This is a genomic window from Roseibium sp. MMSF_3412, from assembly GCF_030733265.1.
Taxonomy (GTDB): Bacteria; Pseudomonadota; Alphaproteobacteria; order Rhizobiales; family Stappiaceae; genus Roseibium.
Map to the genome: position 1 here is coordinate 1 of NZ_JASHJI010000015.1, position 23,246 is coordinate 23,246.

Sequence of the window (23,246 nt, forward strand, 5' to 3'; positions counted from 1 at the left end):
GTGGCCTTCACCTCAACAAGCACCTCAAAGGCACGCGGACCTTCCAGATTGACCGTCGTTACCTCAAGCGGTTTTCCCGCGGCAACTGCAACTGCAGCACGAGTTTCCATTCCTAGTCTCCAAGCCGGAAATATTGGATTGCCCGACTGTTGCAGCGACTATATGCCCGGTCCGTTTTCTGACAATTGCGACCTTAGTGTGTATTTCGGATCGTAGACTTTTTTCATGTCTCGATTAAACTATTCACCACTGAGGATCCGTGACATGGAAATCAAACGTAAATTCGAGATACTTTTTATTTCAGCACTACTTGTGTTTTTTATGGGTTCCAGAGCTGTGTATTCTGCCACATTCAATGACCCCACATGGCCATGCCAACAGAGAAAAGTTCAGGACCTGTCTCTTGGCCTCATGTGGTCTGCCCCGCTGCCGCAGGAATTCGCCGAGAAATCGGCCCGCCCGCTTCCCGGGGACGCCCGGGACCTTGCCACGCTGCTGTCGCTGCGCCGCGTCTCGCTTGAAGAAGCGGAAGATGCCGTCAGAACGTATTCCGACAATGCCTCGGACGCAGATGAAGACATCATGCTTTTCGTCTTTGCGGCTGTTTTCGACACGCTCGGAGATACCCGCCGCGATGTCATCAACGGCATAGAACTGTATTCCCTGAAACAGATTGCATTATCGGAAAGAATTGACTCCGTGCGGTCCGAAATGCGGCACCTTGTCGACGCCGATGATCCGGACTTCGACAGGATTGACCGTCTGGAAGAACAACTGGATTGGGATGAACGTGTTTTCCGGGACCGCGCCAGATCGTTGACCTATGTCTGCGAGACGCCGGTCCTTATCGAAAAACGGCTTTATGCCATTGCCAAACTGCTTTTGAAGTACGCGCGTTAGTTTTCATCAAACTCTCGCCGCGAATTTCACTCCCATTCCAGCTCCGTATAGGCGACGGTTGCATTGCGCGCGTTGTAGACATCAAAGAGCTCCCATTCGGAGCTTTGCTGCATGCCAATGTGCGGCACTGCGTCACTCATGCGCCTCCCGGCATCAAGTGACCTTCGCGTGTCCGTCTCAAGCAGTTCGAGATAGGTGCGCACCGGTTCGATCGCGGCATCCGGGCGCATCACGGGTGCGCCGTGTCCCGGCACGATCCGCTCCGGTTTCATGTCTTCAACTTCAGCAAGAACCTGCAACCAGCCAGACAAAGATCCGTCGAGCACGGGAACATGCCGGTCGAACACGAGATCACCGGCAAAGAGCGTTCCGGTCAGCCCGTCCCAGACGGTGAGGTCGCTGGTCGAATGCGCAACAGGCCAGTGCCGCAATTCAAGGATACGACCACCGAGGTCAATTTGATCTTGCGTCGTTACCGAAAAATCCGTGCCCGTACCCAGAAACGCTCCCCGGCCCACTTCGGTTTCGAAGGTCAGCAAATAGGCTTCCTCCCGGTCGCGAAGCGCGCGTTCAAGATTCGGGTGGCCAACGACTTTCACACCAGCATCGGCAAAGACCGAAGCACCAAAAAGATGATCGGGATGTACGTGTGTCAGGATCAGATGCGAAATCGGCAAAGAACTCACCGAACGGATCGCACGGTAGAATGCTTCTCCAACGGCACGGGATCCTCCCGCATCTATGACCGCAATGGACCTATCGCCCACAACAAACCCGAGATTGGCGATGTCTCCCCTGTTGCCGGGGTTGGGCTCGGACACATCTCCCGTGTGCACATAGATACCGTCTGCAATCTCCTGCAGAGACAGACCGGCCGGAGATCGCTGGCACGCCAGCCCGGAGACCCGGTAACCGGCATCGGTCGCAGCCATGTCTTCGGGGTCCAGGCTCTGCCTGAGTGCATCGCACTGGTGTTCGGTGGCTGTTTCAAGACCGGCAACAAGCTGTTGCCGACAGACCCCGGGATCGCCGAGCAGGCACAAACTGATCAGGATTTCATACATCTGTCCCGCACCCTGCCCAAGGCAATCAGCGCTCGGTTCTACGGAGTACAGTCTTCCAGCCGGGACAGACCGTCGCAATACATCCCAAAGGATCGATTTTTATGTTCCTTGAGCCGTGCTAGTATTTAACGAGCAAACCGCATATCGCCTGACTTTTTTGCGACCGGCCTGGCAACAACTTGCCTATGGATGCTTGCGCGATCGATTGGAGAAATACGGATCATGACGAGGTCTTCAGCGCTTTATCTGAGATCCATCGCTTTGGGAGCATATGTTTTCACCTCTGGATTGCTCTCCTCGCCGCTTGCAAGTCTTGCGGATACAAACACGGACAGTTTGAGAAATCCGCTTCAGCCTGAAGGCAGCTGGAGCGAGCTGCAGGGCGACATCGTCGGCGACATTGTGCCGAAACCCGCGCAAGGGATCCTCGATCTCGATGCGCCCTACCGCGCTCACGATGCGGCGACCGTGCCCATTGTCATTCATCAGTCTTCTGCAAATGCACCTTCGATTGGCAAGGCGCTTCTTATCATTGACGAAAACCCGGCCCCGGTCGCGGCAGAGCTGACTTTCGGCGCAGCGATGCATCCGATCGACATGGAAATCAGGGTGCGTGTAAATCAGTACTCAAACGTCAGAGTGGTCGCGGAGACAACGGACGGACCGGTCATGGCCGGGCGCTTCGTGAAAGCCTCGGGAGGATGCTCCGCGCCGGCCACCAAATCTCCGGAACTTGCCATGTCGCAGATGGGGCAGATCAGGGCGAAGCATTTCACACCCAATGTCGATAAATCGACCAATCGGCGTGAAGCCCAGATCATGATCCGGCACCCCAACTACTCCGGCCTGCAACGTGACCAGGTTACGCAGCTTTTCATTTCCGCGCACTTCGTCAACTACATTGAAGTTCGGCAAGGCGAAGAAACGCTGTTCACGCTCGAAGGCGGAATCTCGCTATCCGAGAATCCCGTGATCCGCTTCCAATACACCGACAACGGCACCGATGATCTGGTTATCCGCGCGGAAGATACCGAAGGCAACGAATGGCTCAAAACGATCCCCAAGGACGTGGAGAGCTGAGCCGACCGCGCGCGAGAGCCCGGTCGCTGTGACCAAATTCAAGCATCGTCAAGGGAAGTGATTGCAGGTCCGGGATGGATGTTCCGGGCCGGCACTGTCTCCGGGCCTCAGAAGCAGCGGATGTCCGCCTCGGCCTGTGCCCGCCTCAGGTCGGCGACCAGCTTTTTTGCGCTTGCCGCCGTGCGGAACAGGGACATCCTCTCACCCCCTACCAGTTGCATGGACAGCACTGTCTCCGCTTCGATATATTTGTCGTAGGAAATGATGGTTGCGATGATGTCGATCGAGCAAGCACAACGGCGCAATACATCGCTGCCCTGGCCATTGGTCGCCATACAGGCGAAAACATATTCGGCTCTCGCTTCGGTCGGATAATCGTTCAACCAGTTCAGGCGTGTGTCGGGCTGTGCGTGCACAGGACCGGTCAGAGCGATCACTCCCAGGAACGAAACCAAGGCAGCGAGGTGTTTCTTTGACTGCACTCGTAGCCGCGAGTGCCTGGCCTTGTTTCGGTTCATTTCCCGGCCTCCAGGCCCTTGAACAGGATCGTGCTCGTGTACGCGGGAAGTGTGTCAGGAAGCGCCGAGCGCTTGCCGCGCTCTGTTGTCGTTTCGGCCCGCAGGGAATAGTACCAGCCGGGGACATCGTCCGAAAACGTGATGGACAAAGCCAGGGTTTCAATCCCCTTCATCCGATCGCTGGCCGGATCGTCCCTGAAGGGATAGAGCACAATCGTGTGTACCTCGACATCACGATCCCCCAGGCGAAGGGTCATGTCCTGCACCGGATGCTTCCGCAAGAGTTCCGCCTTGATCCGGTTACGCATGTAGAAGGGACTGCCCCCGGCAAGACCGGAAAGGTCCCTCACAACGGTTTCCAGAAAATACATGATCATCGGATTGCCGACGCTTGCCGGGAATGCGCCGACGCGCCTGCGCTGATCTGGCAGGCCGAAATGAATTTCAGCCATGCCCTCCCCGGTCTGCTGCAAGCGGATCGGCCCGGTATTCAGCGCCTCAAGGGACTGGCTTGCGGGCGCGGAAACGGTGCGCTGATATTCAAGTGTCGCTTGTTCGGGAATGGCGTCGAGTGTTCCTTGCCTGAACAAAAGTTCATAGGATCCTGCGACGGCACCGGTCGTGACCAGCACCCCGAGGATCGCCAGAGCGAACACGCATTGTGCGATCGGCAGCCTGCCCATTCCGGGCACTCGGTTTTCAGTGTTCTGGAAAGCCATACGTTCAGAATCTACGCGCGCCCGCAATGAAGTCAGCACAGACCTTTGTCTGTGTTTTTCAGCGGGCGGCCCTGCAACCGGGCTGCTCAGCCGGTGTTCAGCCGTCTCGTTTCCCAGTCAATCAGCGGACGCAGCCGCGAGAGTTCGACGGGTTTGGTCAAAATCGTGAAACGATGCTCCCTGCTTTGTTCCGCGAGGTCCTCTTCCCGGTTCGCAGTGATCATGATGGCGGGAATGTCGGTCTTTGTTGCGCGTCTCAATTCAGCGATCGTCTTGACGCCGTTGTCGTCTCCATCGAGCTGATAGTCGGCAAGTATGATGTCCGGTGGCATCCCGAGCTCGCGGACGCAGGTAAGCGCTTCCTTCGTCGATGCGGCGGTCAGGACGCTGCCTCCCCAGGATTCGATCTGCTGAGCTGTCGCAAACATCACGTCGGGATTGTTTTCCACGATCAGAACAATGACATCCATTGCGCCGGAGGAAAGCGGCAAAGATGCGTTTTCGTTTTGGCCGTTTGCCACAGGCGCATCGCAGATCGGTATGGTTATCGAAAAAACGGAACCCACACCCGGTTTCGAGCGCACATTGACCGAATGATTGAGCCGCCGGCAGGCACGATCAACGATTGACAGGCCGAGCCCCATGCCGGCTCCGGCACTGTCGGGCGCGGCCCTGGTGAATTCGTTGAAAATCCTTTTCTGATCCTTCTTCGATATGCCGATGCCGGTGTCCCAGACTTCAATGACGACATTCGGCCCCTTGCGCCGGCATCCGGCAAGAACACGGCCTTCCTGAGTGTACTGAATACCGTTGACGATCAGGTTCTGCACCGACCGGACCAGGTAGCGCTGGTCGCTTTTGACCCACAAACTGCTTGGGACAATATCAAGCCTGATGCCTTTTTCCTCTGCCAACTGGCGGCAGTCCCTTTGAACGGTCGCCAGCAATTCTCCGATGTTGAAAATGCTGAAACTGAGTTCCGTTCCCGTGGAATCCAGTCTTGAGATATCAAGAAGCGCGTGCAAAAGAGACTCGATCGATTTGAAGGAGCGTTCCAGGCGGGAAACGGTATCCCCGACCGCCTTGTCCGATGCACTTTCTGTCATTGTTGAAATCAGAAGCTTCGCGGCGTTGACCGGCTGCAGCAAATCGTGACTCGCAGCAGCGAAAAATCTGGTTTTGGACGAGACCGCCTCTTCCGCGCGCTCCTTGGCCTGGCGCAGCTGTTCGTCGATCCGGATCTGTTCCTGGTGCTGCCGCTGGAGACGCTCGTTCGCCTGCGTCAGTTCCCTTGTCCGTTCCCCGACCCTTTTTTCCAGGACGTCCGTCATCTGAGCTTCGGCGGTGAAGTCGATGACATTCATGATCAGCCCGTTATCGGGAAGACGGTGAATGCTGATATTGAGTATGTCGCCGGATGTCAGTCTGACCTTTCGTTCTATGCCTTCCCTGTCCGGCGCGATTGCGGCAAGAACCTCCGCTTCAATGGACATACCCGTTTCCGGTGCCAGTTCGTGGCGCGCAAAAAAAGACAGGATCTGGCTGAGTTGCGTCCCCTTGCGAACCAGCGTCACGGGTAGACGCAACAGCTTGCGGAACCGTTCATTCCGCAGGATCAGCGTGCCTGAGGGAGAAAACGTGCAAACCCCTTGCGAAATATGCTCGAACGCCGCCTTCATGAAAATCGACTGCTTGTCGATCAGTTGATCCTTTTCAATGCGGTTCTGCAGAACAATGTTCGTGATTTCCGTCGAAAGGAGGACGGTTTTTCGTGGCGAGGCGCGCTTTTGCGTGATCTGGAACCAGCGGTCGTTTTTAAGGCCGAACACAGAAGGGTACTTGGGTGATGAGTTGCCAATTTCATCGCTTCCGACGCTCGCTTTTTTGGGCGTCGCCCCTTTTGTAATCACCTGCGGGCTGTCATTCAGGGCCTTGAAATAATCTGTGATGCTCAGCCCGGCCACGATCATTTCGCAGATATCAGGCACCATGTTCCTGAACTGTGCGTTGCAGATCTCGAGCGCGTCCTCGCTGAAAAGCGCGAAGCCTCCTTCCATGGCGTCGAGTGCATCGGCAAGATTGCGTTCGGTCTGTTCAAGCGCAAACTCGGAATTCCTGAGACGGTTGCTGGCCTGACCGAGCGTATCGAGAACCTCTTCCAGATGCTTCGTTTTCTCCCAGACCTCTCCCTGAAGCGCGATGGCGGACTGAAACAGGGAATACGCGGTTTCCCCGACATCATTTTCCCGGGCAGCGCGCTGCATCAGCGCTTCAATGATCTTGCCCTGGCGCTCAAGCTGCGTTTCAAGAGGTTCGCTGGGATCGATCAATAGAGCGCTCCAAGGCTTGGCGGATAAAATGCAACACCGATGAATGTCTGGTTCACATGAACACCCAGATGCTGCTCTCCGTAGGTGTTGAAACCAAAAACATGATTTTCGCGCAGGATCGCCGAGACATCATCCGCCAGATGTTTCTGCTCGATCTCGAGCCTGCGCAGATAGCAGTCAAAACCTATGATGAAGTCGGGTTTCAGATTGCGGTCACGAAAGTGCTCAAGACCTGAGTCCAGCGTTTGCAGTATCTCCCTTCCCTGGCCAAGCGTGAGCACGAGACCGTCATCAATGGCGGACAGGAACGAGAGACCACCGCTTTCTTCGACCTGCTGTATCGCCCGCACGTGCCAGCTCTTGCCGCTTCTTATCAGGACCGGATTTTCCGCAAAAACCTGTGGCGAGAGTTCCTCCACCGGACAGTTCACGTAACGCGCGTATTCGCGCGCGGCAGGAACCCCGTTTATGTCCAGTACCAGCCGTTCTTCCGGAACGGCACGCGTGACCACCATTTGCCGGCTGGTTGGCTGAAAATGATTGAACCCGATGCCCCTGAAGGAAAGATCGGTCTCGATCAAGAGGACCAGAGCAGCGTTCCGGTGCGCATGCCCCCCATGCGAAACGTAGGTTTCGCCAAAAGCGAGCCCGTTGCCGGCAGACCCGCCGAATACCGGGATCTCACCAAGACCGGCATTGAGGGCTGCAACAAGCAGATCCTCCTGCTTGGACATGCCGTCGGCAATGACAAGAGCAACGGTTTTCCAGTTTCCGGTGCGGGGGAACCTGTCTGCAAGCACCTTGACGCGATTTGCGGTGCGTTCGATGGACAGAGGTTTCAAAGGTTTGATCAGGGTGGAAGAACATCGGAAGTGACGCCGTGGAAAGGCGATCACCAGCAACGCATCCTTTTCGTATCCCTGCGCCGTAATCTGTCCCGCCGTCGAACATCCAAAGACGGTCGCAGACGACATTTGCCGCGCGAACTCGTTCGAAACGCGTTCGGGATCGAGATGGTCCGGCATGAAGAACAGGACGAAGCAGATTGCATCGGTGTTGAAACCCGCAATGGCTTCCCTGACCGCAGCCGTTTCCGATTTTTCGTACGACACACCGATTTGAACGGCTTTTGGTGTATCGAGCCTTTTCTCCAGCAAAACCGTCATGGAAATCAGCTCAGCATCGCCCTCGCATCAGCTTCGGAGATCGGCGGCGTACCATCGAGACTGATACTCTTGACCATAACGGCCGCCTGCGTGCGATTGCTGACATTCAACCGACGCAACAAGGCGGTGATGTGCGCTTTCACCGTCGCCTCGGCAAGCGACATCTCGTAAGCGATCTGCTTGTTGGGTTTGCCTGCACAGATCAGCTTCATGATGCGGTTCTGCTGAGGTGTGAGATCGGCGATTTTCTGAGCGATTTCCTGAGCCGTCAGGTCCGATTGCGCCGGCCTTTTGGTCGGCGTGAAACCCGGCGGAAAAAATCGGAGCCCTTCCCGGATCTCAACAAGCGCTTCCTGCAAGACCGAGACCGAGGCGTCCTTCGGTATGAAACCGGCTGCTCCGGCGGACATAAGAGCGCTGACCGACTCGTCGGACGACTCCGCGGAAATTACAAGCACGGGCACATCCGGGAGCTTGTTCTTCACCTTCAAGAAGCCGCTAATGCCGGTGGCATCCGGCAACTTCAGATCAAGAATGATTAGATCTGGCCGCAAACGCGAATTGACCAGCCGCATACCATCCTGAAGAGAATTCGCCTTCTTGACCGTTTTCGATTTGAAAAGCCTCTCCAGAGTGGATGCAAGCGCGTCACAATAGAGCGGGTGATCGTCAATCACGAGGATCGAACGAATCTGAACGGGTTCCCGTTTTCTGGTTTTGGTGTTCATGAGACTGCTTCCTCCCAGTCTGACGAACAAAGTACCTGTTACCTTGCAGAGGTTGCAAGGATAATACTGATAAAATTATCAAGATAACCATGAAAACCGATACTAAAGTATTGGGTTTGTTTCATGCTGTGTATTCTTTCCGTACCTTTCCTTCCAACTGTTGAAAACGCCGAATTTCCAAACTCTCGATTAAATCAAATTTGAAACTAATTTCCCTATTTTTCCAAGTTTCAATTAATCAACGTTTCAGAAACTTACGTAAGGTGACAGACTCGTAAATGAGACTGGAACGGCATGCGAATTGGCGACATCCGTTCAGGATGGGTGTACGGCGCTTGCTTCGTGCCCGGTCAAGCAAACATGCACCACGGGGCGGTGGAAGAATTGAGCCGCACTGCCCGCCGGAAAACGATGCAGCAGGCCGTTCGCGAAACGGTCAAATCAGCATTCCGATCCGCAACAGCGACCGCAGGAGAGTGCAAAATCATTCTGCGGCCTCCGTAAAATAGACACCGTCCAACTGCATCTGTTTTCGAAGCAATCGGCTGCCGTCTGGCTCCACATTAAATTGTTTGGCGTTCCGCGACTGATTGTTGGCATCCGGGCCACATTATTCCATCGCAATCATTGACGCTGCGGAAAATTCATCCTCTGATTGTTTTGCCGATCACCAAGGCATTGGTGTGTTTCACTTTTTTGACACACTATGAATGCGCAGGGGAAGGAATGAGTCATGAAATTCAGGCATAATTTGAAGACGGTCAGAGTGGCCGTTTGCGCTTTCGGAGCGCTTGCCCTGGCGGATTTTGCGCCAGCTCTGGCGCAGTCGGAAGACAAGCCCAATATTCTTGTCATCTGGGGAGATGACGTCGGGCAGTCCAATATTTCCGCATATACATTCGGCCTCATGGGATACCAGACGCCGAATATCGACCGTGTCGCCAGGGAAGGCATGATGTTCACCGACTATTACGGCGAACAGTCCTGCACCGCCGGCCGCTCGTCCTATATCATGGGTCAGAGCGTGTTCCGCACGGGTCTTTCAAAAGTTGGCCTTCCCGGCGCCGATCTTGGCATGCAGGAAGAGGACCCGACGATTGCCGGTCTGCTCAAGGCGCAGGGCTACGTCACCGGCCAGTTCGGCAAGAACCATCTGGGCGACAAGGATGAGCACCTGCCGACCAACCACGGGTTCGACGAGTTCTTTGGCAATCTTTATCACCTGAATGCCGAGGAAGAGCCCGAAAACGAAGACTATCCGGGTGATGCGGTCATGGCGGATGGGCGGACGTTCCGCGAAACGTTCGGGCCGCGCGGCGTGATCAAGTCATCGGCCGATGGTTCAATCGAAGATACAGGCCCGCTCACAAAAAAACGCATGGAAACGGTCGATGAAGAAACAGTTGCCGCGGCAATCGACTTCATCAAGCGCGCAAATGAGCAAGGCCAGCCGTTCTACGTCTGGTGGAATGGAACACGCATGCATTTTCGCACGCATGTGAAGCCGGAAATGCGTGAAAAGGCGGACCAGATCGCCGGACGGCATGTCGATGAATACTCCGCCGGCATGATCGAGCACGACATGCAGGTCGGTCAGTTGCTTGACCTGCTGGACGAACTCGGTATCGCCGACAACACGATCGTTCACTATTCGACGGATAACGGCCCGCACTACAACACCTGGCCCGATGCGGCGGCGACACCTTTCTTCGGTGAGAAAAACACCAACTGGGAAGGCGGATGGCGCGTGCCGTCCATGGTCCGCTGGCCCGGCAAGATTGAAGCAGGCTCCATCTCCAACGAGATCATGCACCACATGGACTGGTTGCCGACCTATCTGGCAGCTGCCGGAGTGCCGGATATCAAGGAGCAACTGAAGGAAGGCGGCGTCCAGGCAATCGGCCGGGAGTACAAGGTCCATCTTGACGGATACAATTTCCTGCCTGTCCTCCTTGGTGAAGCGGATCAAGGTCCACGCAGGGAAATCTTCTACTTTTCCGACGACGGCGACCTGACTGCCCTTCGCTACAACGACTGGAAAATGGTCTTCCTGGAGCAGAAGGCATACAAGACCTTCCGCGCCTGGATCGAGCCGTTCACGGCGTTGCGCGTTCCGCTGATCTTCAACCTGCGCCGGGACCCGTATGAGCGCTCCTACCAGACATCCAATACCTATTACGACTGGTTGATCGACCGGGCCTATCTTCTGGTGCCTGCGCAGCAATATGTCGGCGAGTTCCTGGCCACGTTCCAGGAGTTTCCGCCACGCCAGAAAGCGGCCAGTTTCTCGCTTGATCAGGTCATGGACAAGTTGAGCACACCGCACGGTGCGCAATAGCTCCATTCGTAATGTTTGCCGGTGGCGGGACTCGGTCCCGCCACCGGCGCCATTCGAACTTGGTTCGCCTCGCGTCCGGCCTTTGTGGCCCATCAGGATTTTCGCAAATCCAGTTTCCGGGAGAGTGGTATGAGATTTTCCTTGAGTATTGCCGTCTTGGCGCTTTTCGCCGGTTCCGCAATGGCCGACCCCCTTCCCTCCTGGCAGGATGGTGAAACGAAATCGCGCATCATCGACTTTGTCAGCGACGTGACCAATCCCGGGTCTGACAACTACGTCACGCCGTCGGACAGGATCGCCGTCTTCGACAATGACGGCACCCTCTGGGCCGAAAAACCGGTTTATTTTCAGCTTCTTTATGCACTGGACCGCCTGGAGGAAATGGCCGCAAAAGACCCCACCATTCTGTCCAGCGATGTCCTCAAGGCAGCGGCGGCCGGCGATATGGACAGGGTTGCCAGGTCAGGTGAAGAAGGCTTACTGGAAATCGTGATGGTTTCCCACTCAGGGCTCTCGGTGCCGGAATTTCAGGCCGATGTCGCGCGCTGGATTGAAACGGCGAAACATCCGACGAAAAACATCGCCTATACCGACATGACCTACCAGCCGATGCTGGAGCTTCTGAGGTACCTTCGGGACGAGGATTTCGAAACCTACCTGGTTTCCGGCGGCGGTATTCATTTCATGCGGGCCTTCGTCGAAGCTGCATACGGGGTTCCTCCCGAAAACGTCATCGGCAGTGCCGGCAAAACCCGATACGAGGTCGTGGACGGCGTTCCGACGATCCTCAAGGATCCGGGGATCGCCTTCATCGACGACAAGGCCGGCAAGCCGATCGGCATCGACAGCAAGATCGGCAAGCGCCCGATATTCATCGGTGGCAATTCCGACGGCGATTTTGAGATGCTTGAATGGGCAACGGCCGGAGACGGCCCAAGCCTCGGACTGATCGTGCATCACACCGACGGAGAAAGGGAATGGGCTTACGACCGCGAAAGCCATGTCGGCAAACTTGTCAGAGGGCTTGATGAGGCCGATGAGCGCGGCTGGTTGCTCGTGGACATGGCAGAGGACTGGAAACGCGTCTGGTCCGGAACGGGCAACTGAACCTCACCCTCTCCGGACTTCGCTCCGCCGCCTTTTCCCTTAACGTTTCACGGATCGTGTCAAATGTCAGAAGCACTTCAACAGGTGCAAAAACTCGAGGAGCGCATGCAACGCTCCATCATCGGTCAGGAAGATGTCATCGACCGGCTGATCATCGGCTTGCTCGCAAACGGAAACCTGCTGGTTGAAGGGCTGCCGGGTCTGGCGAAAACGCGCGCTATCAAGGCCATGGCCAAAAACATGGAAGCGGATTTCAGCCGCATCCAGTTTACGCCCGACCTGTTGCCGTCTGACGTTACCGGAACAGAGGTGTATCACCAGTCCGCAGGCACCGGCACGTTCCGATTCGAGAAGGGACCTATCTTCGCAAATATCGTTCTGGCCGACGAGATCAACCGGGCACCGGCCAAGGTTCAGGCAGCGCTTCTGGAAGCCATGGAGGAGCGTCAGGTCACCGTCAGCGGCAAAACCCACAAGATGGAGCCGCTCTTCATGGTGATGGCGACCCAGAACCCCGTCGAACAGGAAGGAACGTATCCGCTTCCCGAAGCACAGATGGACAGGTTCCTGATGCATGTACTGATCACCTACCCGCCAGTGGAAGATGAAATCGAAATTATCCGACTGGTACGCGGGGAAGAAACGGCAGCGCTTGCATCCAGCGCGGGCGATGAGGGGCCAAAGGCAAGCACGGACGCCGCCGCCGCTTCGATCGAACAGGAGGCGATCTTTGCCGCGCGGGCAGAAATAGGCGCCATCCATGTGTCAGAGGCGAGTGAACGCTACATGGCCGACCTTGTGCAGGCGACGCGCACGCCCGACAGGTTTTCAACGGACTTGGCGCGATGGATTGATATCGGCGCAAGCCCCAGAGCCTCGCTTGCACTTGATAAATGCAGCCGGACTCACGCCTGGCTTGCCGGGCGCGACTATGTCGACCCGCTCGACATCAGGGCGATTGCGCATGATGTTCTGCGCCACCGGCTGAGCCTGAGTTTCGAAGCAGACGGGGACGGCATTTCCCCTGACAAGGTCGTTGACGAAATCGTGGCTCAGGTCGCGCTGACGTGAGGAGGCGGGAATGCGAGATGCCTCTGCAAGGTCCAGGACAGGGCTCAACGCCAATGCAGGTCAATCACCGGAACCGGCCGATACAAGAGTAAGGGTCAGTCTTCAGCACCTGCGGTCTCTGGAAGGCCGCGCGCGAAAACTCACCTTGTTGCCAAGACAGCCGGTCTCAAGCGTGCTGAACGGACGGCACGCGTCACGGCTCAGGGGCCGTGGCCTCAATTTTGAGGAGTTGCGCGGTTATTTGCCCGGCGATGATCCGAGGACAATAGACTGGAAAGTCACCGCCAGGACCGGTGAACCTCATGTCCGGGTCTACAGCGAAGAGCGTGACCGCCCTGCTCTGCTGGTTGTCGATCAGCGCATGTCGATGTTCTTCGGAACCCGGCTGAACATGAAGTCCGTAACAGCCGCCGAAGCGGCAGCTCTTGTCTCCTTCCGCATTCTCGATCAGGGCGACCGCGTTGGCGCAGTCATCTTCGGGGACGGTTACGTGTCCGAGTTTCGTCCCAAGCGTGGCCGGACCGCCGTCAACCGTTTCCTGACGGCGCTCGAGCGTGCCAACCGGATGCTTCACGCAGAAGCACCGCGTGTTGACCAGCCGCTGTTTTTGAACCAGCCGCTTACCTCCGTTGCCCGCATCGCACGCCGCGACCATCTCGTGATCGTCATCAGCGATTTTGATGGCCTCGACGCCCGGACCGGCAAGCTTATCGGTTCGATTGCAAGGCACAATGACGTCATCCTGTGCCCCGTAACAGATCCGATCTCGGAGGATGTGCCCAAAAACATGAAGCTTGTCGTTTCCGATGGCGAACTTCAGGTCGAGCTCGATACGGGGACGACCGAAACCTTACAAAGATTGTCGGACTTCGCGACAGGCCGGATCGCGGAAATCCTGAGGTGGCAGCAGACCTACGGGACGCCCGTTCTGCCGCTCAGTGCGGGCAGTGATACCGTTGACCAGTTGCGCCGCCTCATGGGCCTTGGCGCCACAACGCGGGCGCAAACCAATGAATGAGGAATGGAAAGGCCTCAGTCTTGCCGAGCTGATCGACCTGCTGGAACCCGTTCCCGAACCGGCTCCGGTTTCAATGGCACCTCAGACAATCGGCTGGGTGTGGCTGGGACTGATCATGTTTGTGCTTGTTGCCGCACTTGTGTGGCACTTGTTGCAGCGTTGGCGCAGGAATGCCTACCGGCGGGCGGCGCTGGCAGAACTTGCACATTCGGCACCGGATGCGTCTTCCCTCGCGCTCCTTGTCCGCAGAACCGCCCTGGCCGCCTATCCGCGATCTTCGGTTGCCTCGCTCTTTGGAGAGACCTGGCTGGCATTTCTCGACAAGGCATATGGCGGCAGCGGGTTTTGCAACGGACCGGGAAAGGTGCTTGCCACGGCTCCCTACCAGGGCGAAACGACGGACGAACCACTCAGACAGCTCGTAAAAGAGTGGATCGAGAAACATCGAAACGAGCTGCCCGATGCTTGAATTCGATCAACCCTTCGCCTTTCTGATGCTGCCGCTTCCGCTGCTGGTCTATTTTCTTTTGCCGGCACACAAAGAACGCGTTTCTTCGGTGCGGTTTCCGTATTTTCGCAGCATTGCCTCGGCAGCAGGACAGCAGCCGACTTCCGGGTCCGTGGTGATCAGCCGTTCCATTCTCCAGATGCTTGCAGCCATTCTGGTCTGGTGCCTCGTTGTCTGCGCGCTGGCTCAGCCGGTCCGCGTGGGCGATCCGATCGTTCAGGAAAAGGCCGCCCGCGACGTCATGTTGGCAATCGATATCTCGGGATCCATGGATCAGATCGATTTCCCGTCGAGTGAAGGTAACAGGGTGCAACGGCTGGACGCCGTTAAACGGGTGGTCGGTGACTTCATCTCGGAACGCGACGGCGACCGGATCGCCCTGATCGTTTTCGGGTCCAAGGCCTACGTGCAAGCGCCATTTACCGAAGATCTCTCTTCCGTACGGGCTCTCCTGGACCAGACCGCGGTCGGCATGGCTGGTCCGCAGACAGTCATCGGCGACGCCATCGGACTTGCCATCAAGACCTTTCAGGCAAGCCAGATCGAGGACCGGCTACTTGTCCTGCTCAGCGACGGCGCCGACACGGGCAGCCGGATGACACCCATCAATGCCGCGGGTATTGCTGCCAAGGAAGGGATCGACATCGTCACGATCGGCGTCGGCGATCCGGCCGGCTCCGGTGAACAGCGATTGGACGAACAAAGCCTGAAAGACATCGCCAGCGCAGCCGGCGGGCAGTATTTCTTCGCGAGTGATGAAAACGCCCTGAGCGAGATTTACGCCAGAATTGATGCTCTCGCACCGCGTGAAGTGGAAACGGCCAGCTATCGCCCCAGGGATGCGCTCGGCCAGTATTTTCTCGGGCTGGCGGTGCTGATCGGCCTTCTCGCGCTTGCAACGATCATGCTGGGATCTCATCGCAGGAGGGCCGCATGACCTTCGAGATGCTGATGCAAAATCTCTCGCAGTTTCACTTTCTGAGGCCGTGGTGGCTCCTGGCGCTGCTCGGTGTCGGCGGCCTTTGGTGGGTCGCCCGTTTCGGATCGGATCGCGACACCGAGTTGCCTTCCGTCATCGCACCTCACCTGGCCGCAGCTCTGACGATTGGGGCGGACAAACGCCGCATGCTTCGTCCGGTCGATACGGTGGCCCTTGTCCTGACCTTGCTGGTCCTTGCATCGGCGGGTCCGACATGGTCGCGGCAGGCCAACCCGCTGGTTTCGGACGAGGCGCCGCTTGTGATCGCGCTCAAGGTTTCAGAATCGATGATGGAACCGGATGTACCGCCGACCCGCCTGGAGCGCGCCAAACACAAGATACTGGATCTGTTGAAGGAACGCGCCGGTGCGAAAACCGGCCTGGTTGCCTATGCAGGTTCGGCTCACCAGGTCGTTCCACTCACCGAAGACCCGGATGTCCTCAAACCTTTTCTCGAAGGTCTCGACCCCAGCGTCATGCCCGTGAAAGGAAGTGTCGCAGGAAACGCACTTCAAACCGCCCAGAAGCTGCTTGATGGGCAGGACGAACCCGGGTCGATCCTGTTCATGTTGGACACGCTCTCAAGCGAGGAACAGACCGCGATTGGCGCGCGAGATCCGGCAAACAGCGGATCTTTGAGTTTCTGGGTTTTCAACCGCGACACGGGAGGTGCTGCTGGCCTGAGCGGTCTCGCGTCAGGCCGTGTGGTGACAGTAACGGCTGACACACGCGACGTGGACCAGGTCATCCGGAGCATTGACGCCGCCTACCAGGCAGCGCTGTCACAGGATGAAAAAGCCAAGTGGCGCGATCAGGGCGTCCTTCTAGCCTGGCCTGCCGCGCTCATCCTGCTGTTCTGGTTCCGGCGCGGATGGTCCATGCGCTGGTCCGCGATCGTGTTCATTGCCCTTCTGTCCCAGCCTGTCGACCGAGCCTTTGCGGACGGTTGGCGCGACTGGTTCTTCACGCCGGACCAACAGGGTCAAATGGCGTTTGACGCAAAGGACTTCGGGAGAGCGGCCGAACTCTTTACCGACCCGTCATGGAAAGCCTATGCGCTTTACAAATCCGGAAAATACGAGGAAGCCGCAGAGCTTTATGCCTGGCAGGACAGTTCCGAGGCCGCGCTGGGCGAAGGCATGTCCCTGGTCAAGTCGCGCTCCTACCGGGATGCGATTGACGCGTTTCAAAAGGCGGTTGATCGCGACCCGTCGAACGAAGCTGCACGGAAAAACCTGGAGCTTGCCAAATACATACTCGAATACATCGAAAGAACCAGGGAACAGTCAGACACCGGCGAAGAAGCGGGCATTGGTGCCGATGACACCGTTTATGACAACGAGGCGGGGCGCGGAACAGAAACTCAGCAGCAAACCGGTGAAACCATGCCGGAAACGGCAGAACAGTGGATGCGAACCGTCAATACGCAGACCGGCGACTTTCTGAAGAGCCGGTTTGCACTTGAAAACGCGGCGGGGCCCCAATGACATTTCTCCGGTCGCTGCTCTTTCTCCTGTTACTTGCCTGTGTCCCTGCCTCCGCGCAGGACACGCAGATCCCCGAAATCAGAACGTCGCTCGAAAAAGACACGGCCGTTCCCGGCCAGCCGCTGATCTACAGGGTGACCGTTCTGGTTCCGACATGGCTCCCCTCACCGCCAGCTTTCCCGAGCTACGAAACCCCGAATGTCGTCGTCCGGCTGCCGTCGCGGGCCTCCGGTCCGACAAGCGAAACCATAAATGGCGAGACCTGGTCCGGCGTGTCGCGGTCCTATCGGCTGTATCCCATGACTGCGGGCACATTTCAGATCCCGGCCGGCACCATCAAGGTGACTTACGCCGATCCGGACGATCAGCAACCGGTTGTCGTCGATGTCCAGACCGACGCTTTTGAAATCACCGGCAAGATCCCGGCGGGCGCTGAAGATCTGGATCCTTTTCTGGCGGCAAAGTCACTGACGCTGGAACGCTCCGTTGAGGGCGCCACAGACGACCTCAAAGTGGGCGATGCCCTGAACGTGAAAACCATAGCCAAGGTCAGCGGGGTGGCGCCAATGTTCGTGCCACCACTCGCCGAAGTGAGCCCTGCCGACGGTTTGGCTTTCTATCCGAAAGAACCGGTTCTCGACGAGAAGGAAGATCGTGGCCTGCTTTCGGGAACAAGAACCGAGGAAACGGCGCTGGTGGCTGAAGCTGCCGGGACCTATACCCTGCCGGAGAAATCGCTCTCCTGGTACAATCTTGAAAGCGGCGCGGTTGAAACCGCCAAGGTTCCGGAAATCTCGTTCGAAGTCACGGGCACTGCTGCGGAGGCACCTGTCGAGCCGGTTGCGCGGGTCGATTTGCGCGGTCTTGCCATGGCTGTCGTCCTGCTTGCGCTTGCCGCGGGTCTTGTCTATTTGGCCTGGCGAACGTTCTTGCCGAAAGTCAGGCACAAGGCAGATGACTTCAAGACGCGCTACCACGCTTCAGAAAGCTATTTGTTCGGAAAACTCGTCGCAGCCATCAAACACCGCGATTTCAGCGGCACGCTCCACTGCGCGTCTGCTTGGAACCACACAGTAGAAGGCGGCATCCGGATCGCCGACCGGGCGAATTTCGAAGAGGCATTGCACGCATGCAGCGCACTCACTTATTCCAAAGAGGCAAAGCTCACCGACAAAGATGCAGACATCCGCTGGACCCGACTTCTCCAATCGGCGCGCACCATGCGACGAAACCGCCTCAAGAACGGACTGACGAGCTCCCATTTCGCGCTGCCTGACATCAATCCCCGATAACCCGTTTCGTTCCGAGTTTTTTTGTTCAGAGCCCCGCGAACACGGTCCTTGTTGTCCATTTAAAGAAGCAAGACGACCCGTTCTGTTACCTTAAACACCTGCAACAGCTCGTTTATTTCATCACCTGGATTAAAACATCTTAATTTGAATTCTCGTGCGGCCTCCTCATCTTCGGTGCAGGCGACAAAGCTGTTTTGTCCTGGCCCAGTTCCTTGCCGGAGGTGAACACATATGCAAAGACCCCTCACCGCGCTGAGCGCAACTGCTATTGCGTTTCTGGTTGCAGCAGCACCTGCGCAGTCTCTTGAAACGTCGGCACAGTTGCTCCCTTCAGAAAGTGTGGATGCGCACAACATGATCATGGAACCGCCCGCTTTGGGTACGCCCGGGTTTCATGAAGAATTATCGACTGTGCTTTGGCTGCAGGAAACAAGAACGCAAGATCAAGCAGATTTTGTCGAAACAACCTTGAATACCGAGCGGTTTGCACCGGTGATCGGACATTCGATATTCGAAGTTGACGGGCCAGCTCTGAAAAGTGTTCTGGAGAGCGCCATTGACGAGGTGCGCGCTGACTATGACGCGGTAAAAGGTGTCTACGACTACCCCCGTCCGTTCGAAATCAACAGTGCGGTCGAACTGCTGGGGGACGCTCGCCCGGTCGCATCCTACCCGAGTGGGCATTCCATTCGCGCGATTGTCTATGCACGATTGCTGGCAGAGGTCTTCCCGGAAAAAACGGATGAACTTCTGGACCTGGCAACCCGTATCGGACATGGCCGCGTTGTCGCAGGTGTTCACTATCCCATGGACGTGTCAGAAGGCCAGAAACTCGGACATGCCTATGCGGATGCAATCATAGCCGGGCCTGCATTCCAGAACGCTATCGCGAATGTAAGGTCGGCGGGAGCGTCCTGAGGCAGGTTACCCATGCGCACAAGATCGTCCGGTGCCGGTCTCAGCCGGTCCTGGCGGTCTTGCCCATCAGAACGGGAACAACCTGATCAGGCGGCCCCATCATCGCGATCTGTCCGGAATTGAACACGACCACGCGGTCTGCCATTTTCATGTGACTCGGGCGCTGGGTGTTTATGAGAACAGTCGCATTGCCGCGCAAATGCCCGATCATGTCCATGAATTTTCGGTCGCCGTCAAAATCGAGATGCATGCCGGGATTGTCGAAAAGATAGAGCGGCACCCGTTTCACGAGCGCTCGGGCAAGCACGATGCGCTGTTTCATGTTGTCCGGGATCTTCTTGAGGGATTTGCTGTTGAGGCGCGTTTCCAGTCCTTCGAAGTTTTCCTCAAGATAGGCCAACAGCCCGAGTTTTTCCGCGGTTTCGAAAATCCGGGCGTCACTGGCCCCCGGCTCGGACAGCAGCAAATTCTGTTTTACCGTGCCGTAGAAGAAATCGAGATCGTCGGGCGCGTAGCCGATCCGCGAGCGCCACTCGCCGGAATCAAGCTGGCGAACGTCCAGACCGTCAAAGAGAATTGAGCCGACCTGGGGTTGATAGAGACCGCTTATGGCCTGGAAAAGCGTTGATTTGCCGGACCCACTCGGACCTGTGATCGCAACGAGTTCGCCCTGTTTTACCGTAAGCTCGATGCCTTTCAGCGATGCCTCGGTCGCGCCGGGATACCTCAACACGAGCGAGGTGATCTTGAGGTCGCCCTGAATGTCACGGGTGATCTTCGGCAGGTAACCAGGTTCGCGTTCCAACGGCACTTTCATCAGATTGTCGATCTGTTCGAGCACGGTCTTGCTTTGTGCGAGCTGGGTGATGCTCAAGAAGGCCTGGTTCATCGGATTGAGAACGCGCCAGGACAACGCCATCGTGGCAATGAGCGCGCCAAGGCTCATGTCGCCGTTCATCACCTGCAATGCGCCAATACCGAGAACAAAGACGCCGCAGATCGTCATGAGCGTCTGCGAAACCGTCTGCAAGAGATGGGTCAGATTGCGCGCATGAATGTTCATCTTGTTGAAATTTGCAGAAAGCCCGGAAAACCGCTCCAGCCATGTGTCTTCTACCGAGAGGTCTCTGAGCGTGCGCTGATTTCGGAAGGTTTCGATCATGAAACTGTTCAGTTTCGACTTGTGCTCGCCAACAGCAGCGACTTCACGCTGAACCTTCGGCAGTACGTAGACTGCGATGACCGAATAGATGACGAGCAGCGCAAGCGGAGGATAAGCCACCGGCCCGCCTATCAGAAAGATCGCGGCTATGAAAATGAGCGTGAACGGTATATCGACGATCGCGGTGAATAGTGCGCTTTGAAAAATGTCGCGGACACTGTCGAAGTACCGCAGGCGCATGACCTGGGTTCCGATCGGCGCTTCTGCGAGCATGGAATACGGAAGGTGCAGGATCCTTTCGAAGGTCTTGTTTCCGACGATGGCATCGATGCGTCCGCCCAGGTAGGACTGCAGTCTGTTCTTGGTTTTGCGAAGCGCCAGCTCGCTCAGGATGATAATTCCGATGCCCGCCGCCATCGTCAGCAAGACTTCGATCGACTTGGCACCCATCGCCTTGTCGTAAATCGCCATGATGAACAATGGCGGTCCCAACGCCAGGATATTGAGAACGAACCCGATCGCCAGGATGGAGACGATGCTGGCACGAAATTTTTTTGAGGCAAGCGACGACCAACTGCGATTGTTGGCTGCACTTCTGTCAGTTTCCGTTTCTTCCGCGACCGTATAGACCTCGTGCCGCGCCATTTCCTTCGCCGAGACGACCACGGCCTCGCCCTTCCGGCCCGAATATGCCCGAAAATCCCCATTTTCCGTCTTGTTGGCAACGACCAGCACATCGTTGTCCGTCACACTGAGACACGGCAGTTGCGACACGGCAATTTCGGCAGGATTCGCGCGGTACCGGCTGGAGGCAACCTTGATTCTGTTCAGAACTGTTCTGAGTTCCTGGATCGTGCTGATCTGATCAAAGTGCGGCAAAGCTTCGAAAAGAAGGCGGTCATTGCCCTGCCAGTTCATCTCGCGCAACAGCGGAACCAGGCATTTCTCGGCCGGCGTCTTGCCCTCACTGAGCTTGTTGAAGGCCGTTTCGCTGGCGTCGTTACCTTGCAACTCATCCGACAGTTCGTTCCACTGCCGGTGGACCGGATTGGCTTGCGGGTTCAGATCTTCAAGGTCGAACAGGGCTCGGGTCATGCTGACATCCCCGCGTTTTGCGGACGCGCAACAATCCCCTCGGTAATTTCTTCGAGCCTGCCGTCCGCAAGCTTGTACTGACGGTCGGCGACCGCGAGCATTGAAGGCCGATGCGTGACGATGATGACGGTCAGATACCCCTTCAAACGGTACAGCGCATCCACGAGCCCTTTTTCGGCCTGCTGATCCAGCTGTGCATTCGCTTCGTCAAGTATCAGGACTTTCGGCTCGCCGGCCAGTGCACGCGCGATGCAGATGCGCTGCAATGTCGATGCGGGGATTTTTCCAACGAGATCAGCACCAAGGGGCGTTTCGTATCCCTTGGGCAGCAGATGAATTTCCTTTTCAAGACCGATCAGTTTCGCGGCCATACGCGCATGCGCGATATCAGACACCGCGCCGAACATCGTCAGGTTCTCGATGATCGTGCCGTTGAATACAGCAGACCTGCTGTCGACATAGGCAACATGCTTGCGCAACGCGCTTTTCAAAGGTCCGGAGAAGTCATGCCCACCAATCAGGATTTCTCCACTCAGGGGGGACAGCTCGCCGGCAAAAAGTTTCATCAAAGTGCTTTTGCCGCTGCCATCCGCTCCGCTGAACCCAACAAATTCACCTGGTTTGATCGTCAGGTTCAGGTCCGTGAAGACCTGTCGCCGTGCATTCTGGATGTCCATGGTGACATTGACCATCTGAATGGAACCGGCGGGCTCCGACGTGAGTTCCTCGCGGCTCTCCACTGTCGGCAGATCAAACAACTTGTCGACCTGTTCATAGTCATGCTTGAGGCGCTGCATGTCTGTCAGGTGATTGATTGCACGCAGGAAAGGCTGGACGAATTGCCCGGACAGGAGCGTGCTCGCTGCGACGCCGCCGATGCTGAAACCATTGTTTATGACCATGACAGCACCGAACAAAACCACGAAGACGGTCGTGAGGGTCGCAAATACCGCGGAGGCGTCCCTGGCCTGCCCCGCCAGACGCATGTATCCGGCACTCAGGTTTGCTGTTTCTCTCTGCAACCGTTCAAAGCGCCGGATCATGAGCGCTTCCATCGACTGCGACTTGACTGTCCTGGCGCCGGACAAAACCTCAAGCACGAAGTCCGACTTGCGATCATCCTGGGTCGCCCGGTCCGCAACCACCTTTTGCAGAACACGGCTTCGATGCAACGCAAACAGGATGAAAACCGCCAACAGGGTTACGGGAACAAGGGCGAGCGGTCCGGCGATAAAAACCAGAACCGCCAGGAATATCCCTCCTGCCGGAAGATCGATGGCGAGCAACCTGCCCTGATCGCCATAATGGTCTGCGATGGACTGGAGCGATCTGAGCCTGTGCACCTGCAAAGACACGGGCGTTCCTGAAAAACTTTCCGGCTTTGCATCGAGCACCCGCCGGAACAGTTCCTTGTGCGCCTGATGATTGAAACTTGCACCAAGCCTGCCGACAACCGCGGCCCGGGCGACCTTGATGAGCCCGTCGGCAACAAGAACACAAACAACACCCAGCATCAGGACAAGCAATGTATCCGTCGATGCGTTCGGCAAAACCCTGTCGTAAACCTGCAGAACAGCGAGCGGCATCGCCAACCCGAGAATATTTGCAAAGACGGATGCGACCACAACATCACGTGGCAGGCGTGGAGACGAAATCCATTTGCCGCTCGGCGAATGCTCGATATGCATCCTGCGCAGAAAAAAAGATGACAAAAACGATTTCAACATTGACTAACCAGAGTCGACCCCACATTCGACAAAGGTGCT

General features: G+C 56.9%; 19 protein-coding genes and 1 pseudogene. 11 read left to right on the forward strand and 9 right to left on the reverse strand.

The features are described from left to right. A pseudogene (locus RBB49_RS21520) lies at positions 1-110 on the reverse strand (S-(hydroxymethyl)glutathione dehydrogenase); the annotation flags it as partial. A 301-nt stretch (positions 111-411) separates the two neighbouring features. Here RBB49_RS21520 and RBB49_RS21525 point away from each other — a divergent pair. Next, positions 412-900 (forward strand): hypothetical protein, encoded by a 489-nt coding sequence (locus RBB49_RS21525; RefSeq protein ID WP_306144958.1) that lies wholly within the window; start codon positions 412-414, stop codon positions 898-900. Between the two features lie 26 nt (positions 901-926). On the opposite strand, the gene RBB49_RS21530 is transcribed toward RBB49_RS21525, so the two are convergent. Further along, positions 927-1,964 (reverse strand): quinoprotein relay system zinc metallohydrolase 2, encoded by a 1,038-nt coding sequence (locus tag RBB49_RS21530; protein WP_306144959.1) that lies wholly within the window; start codon positions 1,962-1,964, stop codon positions 927-929. A 222-nt stretch (positions 1,965-2,186) separates the two neighbouring features. Here RBB49_RS21530 and RBB49_RS21535 point away from each other — a divergent pair, with 222 nt between their 5' ends. Continuing rightward, positions 2,187-3,044 (forward strand): quinoprotein dehydrogenase-associated SoxYZ-like carrier, encoded by an 858-nt coding sequence (locus RBB49_RS21535; RefSeq protein ID WP_306144960.1) that lies wholly within the window; start codon positions 2,187-2,189, stop codon positions 3,042-3,044. Between the two features lie 107 nt (positions 3,045-3,151). Here RBB49_RS21535 and RBB49_RS21540 read toward each other — a convergent pair whose 3' ends face one another. The 5 genes from RBB49_RS21540 to RBB49_RS21560 all read right to left on the reverse strand — a co-directional run bounded on the left by RBB49_RS21540 (position 3,152) and on the right by RBB49_RS21560 (position 8,505). Next, on the reverse strand, positions 3,152-3,562 hold the full coding sequence (locus RBB49_RS21540; protein WP_306144961.1) for a hypothetical protein: 411 nt from the start codon (positions 3,560-3,562) through the stop codon (positions 3,152-3,154). Continuing rightward, positions 3,559-4,245 carry a hypothetical protein gene (locus RBB49_RS21545; protein ID WP_306144962.1) on the reverse strand — a complete coding sequence of 229 codons (687 nt, stop codon included), beginning with the start codon at positions 4,243-4,245 and terminating at the stop codon, positions 3,559-3,561. Before RBB49_RS21545 ends, RBB49_RS21540 begins: the two co-directional genes overlap by 4 nt. A 122-nt stretch (positions 4,246-4,367) precedes the next feature. Beyond that, entirely contained in the window at positions 4,368-6,611 is a 2,244-nt protein-coding gene (locus tag RBB49_RS21550) for a hybrid sensor histidine kinase/response regulator (RefSeq protein WP_306144963.1), read from the reverse strand. Further along, on the reverse strand, positions 6,608-7,777 hold the full coding sequence (locus tag RBB49_RS21555; protein WP_306144964.1) for an FIST N-terminal domain-containing protein: 1,170 nt from the start codon (positions 7,775-7,777) through the stop codon (positions 6,608-6,610). The genes RBB49_RS21550 and RBB49_RS21555 overlap by 4 nt, the downstream gene beginning before the upstream one ends. Positions 7,778-7,782: 5 nt before the next feature. Next, positions 7,783-8,505, reverse strand: a complete 723-nt coding sequence (locus RBB49_RS21560; protein WP_306144965.1) for a response regulator transcription factor — start codon at positions 8,503-8,505, stop codon at positions 7,783-7,785. Positions 8,506-9,238: 733 nt separating this feature from the next. Between RBB49_RS21560 and RBB49_RS21565 the strand changes: the two genes are divergently transcribed. From RBB49_RS21565 to RBB49_RS21605, 9 genes are all read left to right on the forward strand, one after another. Next, entirely contained in the window at positions 9,239-10,843 is a 1,605-nt protein-coding gene (locus tag RBB49_RS21565; protein ID WP_306144966.1) for an arylsulfatase, read from the forward strand. Between the two features lie 129 nt (positions 10,844-10,972). Next, positions 10,973-11,950, forward strand: a complete 978-nt coding sequence (locus RBB49_RS21570) for an HAD family phosphatase (protein WP_306144967.1) — start codon at positions 10,973-10,975, stop codon at positions 11,948-11,950. 63 nt (positions 11,951-12,013) lie between these two features. Then, positions 12,014-13,021 (forward strand): MoxR family ATPase, encoded by a 1,008-nt coding sequence (locus RBB49_RS21575; RefSeq protein ID WP_306144968.1) that lies wholly within the window; start codon positions 12,014-12,016, stop codon positions 13,019-13,021. A 10-nt stretch (positions 13,022-13,031) separates the two neighbouring features. Then, a complete protein-coding gene (locus RBB49_RS21580; RefSeq protein ID WP_306144969.1) occupies positions 13,032-14,039 on the forward strand; it encodes a DUF58 domain-containing protein in 1,008 nt (335 codons plus the stop codon). Next, positions 14,032-14,508, forward strand: a complete 477-nt coding sequence (locus RBB49_RS21585) for a DUF4381 domain-containing protein (RefSeq protein ID WP_306144970.1) — start codon at positions 14,032-14,034, stop codon at positions 14,506-14,508. Before RBB49_RS21580 ends, RBB49_RS21585 begins: the two co-directional genes overlap by 8 nt. Further along, positions 14,501-15,484 (forward strand): VWA domain-containing protein, encoded by a 984-nt coding sequence (locus RBB49_RS21590; RefSeq protein ID WP_306144971.1) that lies wholly within the window; start codon positions 14,501-14,503, stop codon positions 15,482-15,484. The genes RBB49_RS21585 and RBB49_RS21590 overlap by 8 nt, the downstream gene beginning before the upstream one ends. Further along, positions 15,481-17,013 carry a VWA domain-containing protein gene (locus RBB49_RS21595; RefSeq protein ID WP_306144972.1) on the forward strand — a complete coding sequence of 511 codons (1,533 nt, stop codon included), beginning with the start codon at positions 15,481-15,483 and terminating at the stop codon, positions 17,011-17,013. Before RBB49_RS21590 ends, RBB49_RS21595 begins: the two co-directional genes overlap by 4 nt. Continuing rightward, entirely contained in the window at positions 17,010-18,305 is a 1,296-nt protein-coding gene (locus RBB49_RS21600; protein WP_306144973.1) for a BatD family protein, read from the forward strand. Before RBB49_RS21595 ends, RBB49_RS21600 begins: the two co-directional genes overlap by 4 nt. A 231-nt stretch (positions 18,306-18,536) precedes the next feature. Then, on the forward strand, positions 18,537-19,223 hold the full coding sequence (locus tag RBB49_RS21605) for a phosphatase PAP2 family protein (protein ID WP_306144974.1): 687 nt from the start codon (positions 18,537-18,539) through the stop codon (positions 19,221-19,223). 40 nt (positions 19,224-19,263) lie between these two features. On the opposite strand, the gene RBB49_RS21610 is transcribed toward RBB49_RS21605, so the two are convergent. Both RBB49_RS21610 and RBB49_RS21615 read right to left on the reverse strand, forming a co-directional pair. Continuing rightward, on the reverse strand, positions 19,264-21,480 hold the full coding sequence (locus tag RBB49_RS21610; RefSeq protein WP_306144975.1) for a peptidase domain-containing ABC transporter: 2,217 nt from the start codon (positions 21,478-21,480) through the stop codon (positions 19,264-19,266). Beyond that, positions 21,477-23,192, reverse strand: coding sequence for a peptidase domain-containing ABC transporter (locus RBB49_RS21615; protein ID WP_306144976.1), 1,716 nt, complete (start codon positions 23,190-23,192; stop codon positions 21,477-21,479). Before RBB49_RS21615 ends, RBB49_RS21610 begins: the two co-directional genes overlap by 4 nt. Positions 23,193-23,246 lie beyond the last annotated feature (54 nt).

Coding starts and splice junctions, on each gene's coding strand:
- RBB49_RS21525 (WP_306144958.1), top strand. CDS start 412: ATGTGGTCTGCCCCGCTGCCGCAGGAATTCGCCGAGAAATCGGCCCGC.
- RBB49_RS21530 (WP_306144959.1), bottom strand. CDS start 1,964: ATGTATGAAATCCTGATCAGTTTGTGCCTGCTCGGCGATCCCGGGGTC.
- RBB49_RS21535 (WP_306144960.1), top strand. CDS start 2,187: ATGACGAGGTCTTCAGCGCTTTATCTGAGATCCATCGCTTTGGGAGCA.
- RBB49_RS21540 (WP_306144961.1), bottom strand. CDS start 3,562: ATGAACCGAAACAAGGCCAGGCACTCGCGGCTACGAGTGCAGTCAAAG.
- RBB49_RS21545 (WP_306144962.1), bottom strand. CDS start 4,245: ATGGGCAGGCTGCCGATCGCACAATGCGTGTTCGCTCTGGCGATCCTC.
- RBB49_RS21555 (WP_306144964.1), bottom strand. CDS start 7,777: ATGACGGTTTTGCTGGAGAAAAGGCTCGATACACCAAAAGCCGTTCAA.
- RBB49_RS21560 (WP_306144965.1), bottom strand. CDS start 8,505: ATGAACACCAAAACCAGAAAACGGGAACCCGTTCAGATTCGTTCGATC.
- RBB49_RS21565 (WP_306144966.1), top strand. CDS start 9,239: ATGAAATTCAGGCATAATTTGAAGACGGTCAGAGTGGCCGTTTGCGCT.
- RBB49_RS21570 (WP_306144967.1), top strand. CDS start 10,973: ATGAGATTTTCCTTGAGTATTGCCGTCTTGGCGCTTTTCGCCGGTTCC.
- RBB49_RS21575 (WP_306144968.1), top strand. CDS start 12,014: ATGTCAGAAGCACTTCAACAGGTGCAAAAACTCGAGGAGCGCATGCAA.
- RBB49_RS21580 (WP_306144969.1), top strand. CDS start 13,032: ATGCGAGATGCCTCTGCAAGGTCCAGGACAGGGCTCAACGCCAATGCA.
- RBB49_RS21585 (WP_306144970.1), top strand. CDS start 14,032: ATGAATGAGGAATGGAAAGGCCTCAGTCTTGCCGAGCTGATCGACCTG.
- RBB49_RS21590 (WP_306144971.1), top strand. CDS start 14,501: ATGCTTGAATTCGATCAACCCTTCGCCTTTCTGATGCTGCCGCTTCCG.
- RBB49_RS21595 (WP_306144972.1), top strand. CDS start 15,481: ATGACCTTCGAGATGCTGATGCAAAATCTCTCGCAGTTTCACTTTCTG.
- RBB49_RS21600 (WP_306144973.1), top strand. CDS start 17,010: ATGACATTTCTCCGGTCGCTGCTCTTTCTCCTGTTACTTGCCTGTGTC.
- RBB49_RS21605 (WP_306144974.1), top strand. CDS start 18,537: ATGCAAAGACCCCTCACCGCGCTGAGCGCAACTGCTATTGCGTTTCTG.
- RBB49_RS21610 (WP_306144975.1), bottom strand. CDS start 21,480: ATGACCCGAGCCCTGTTCGACCTTGAAGATCTGAACCCGCAAGCCAAT.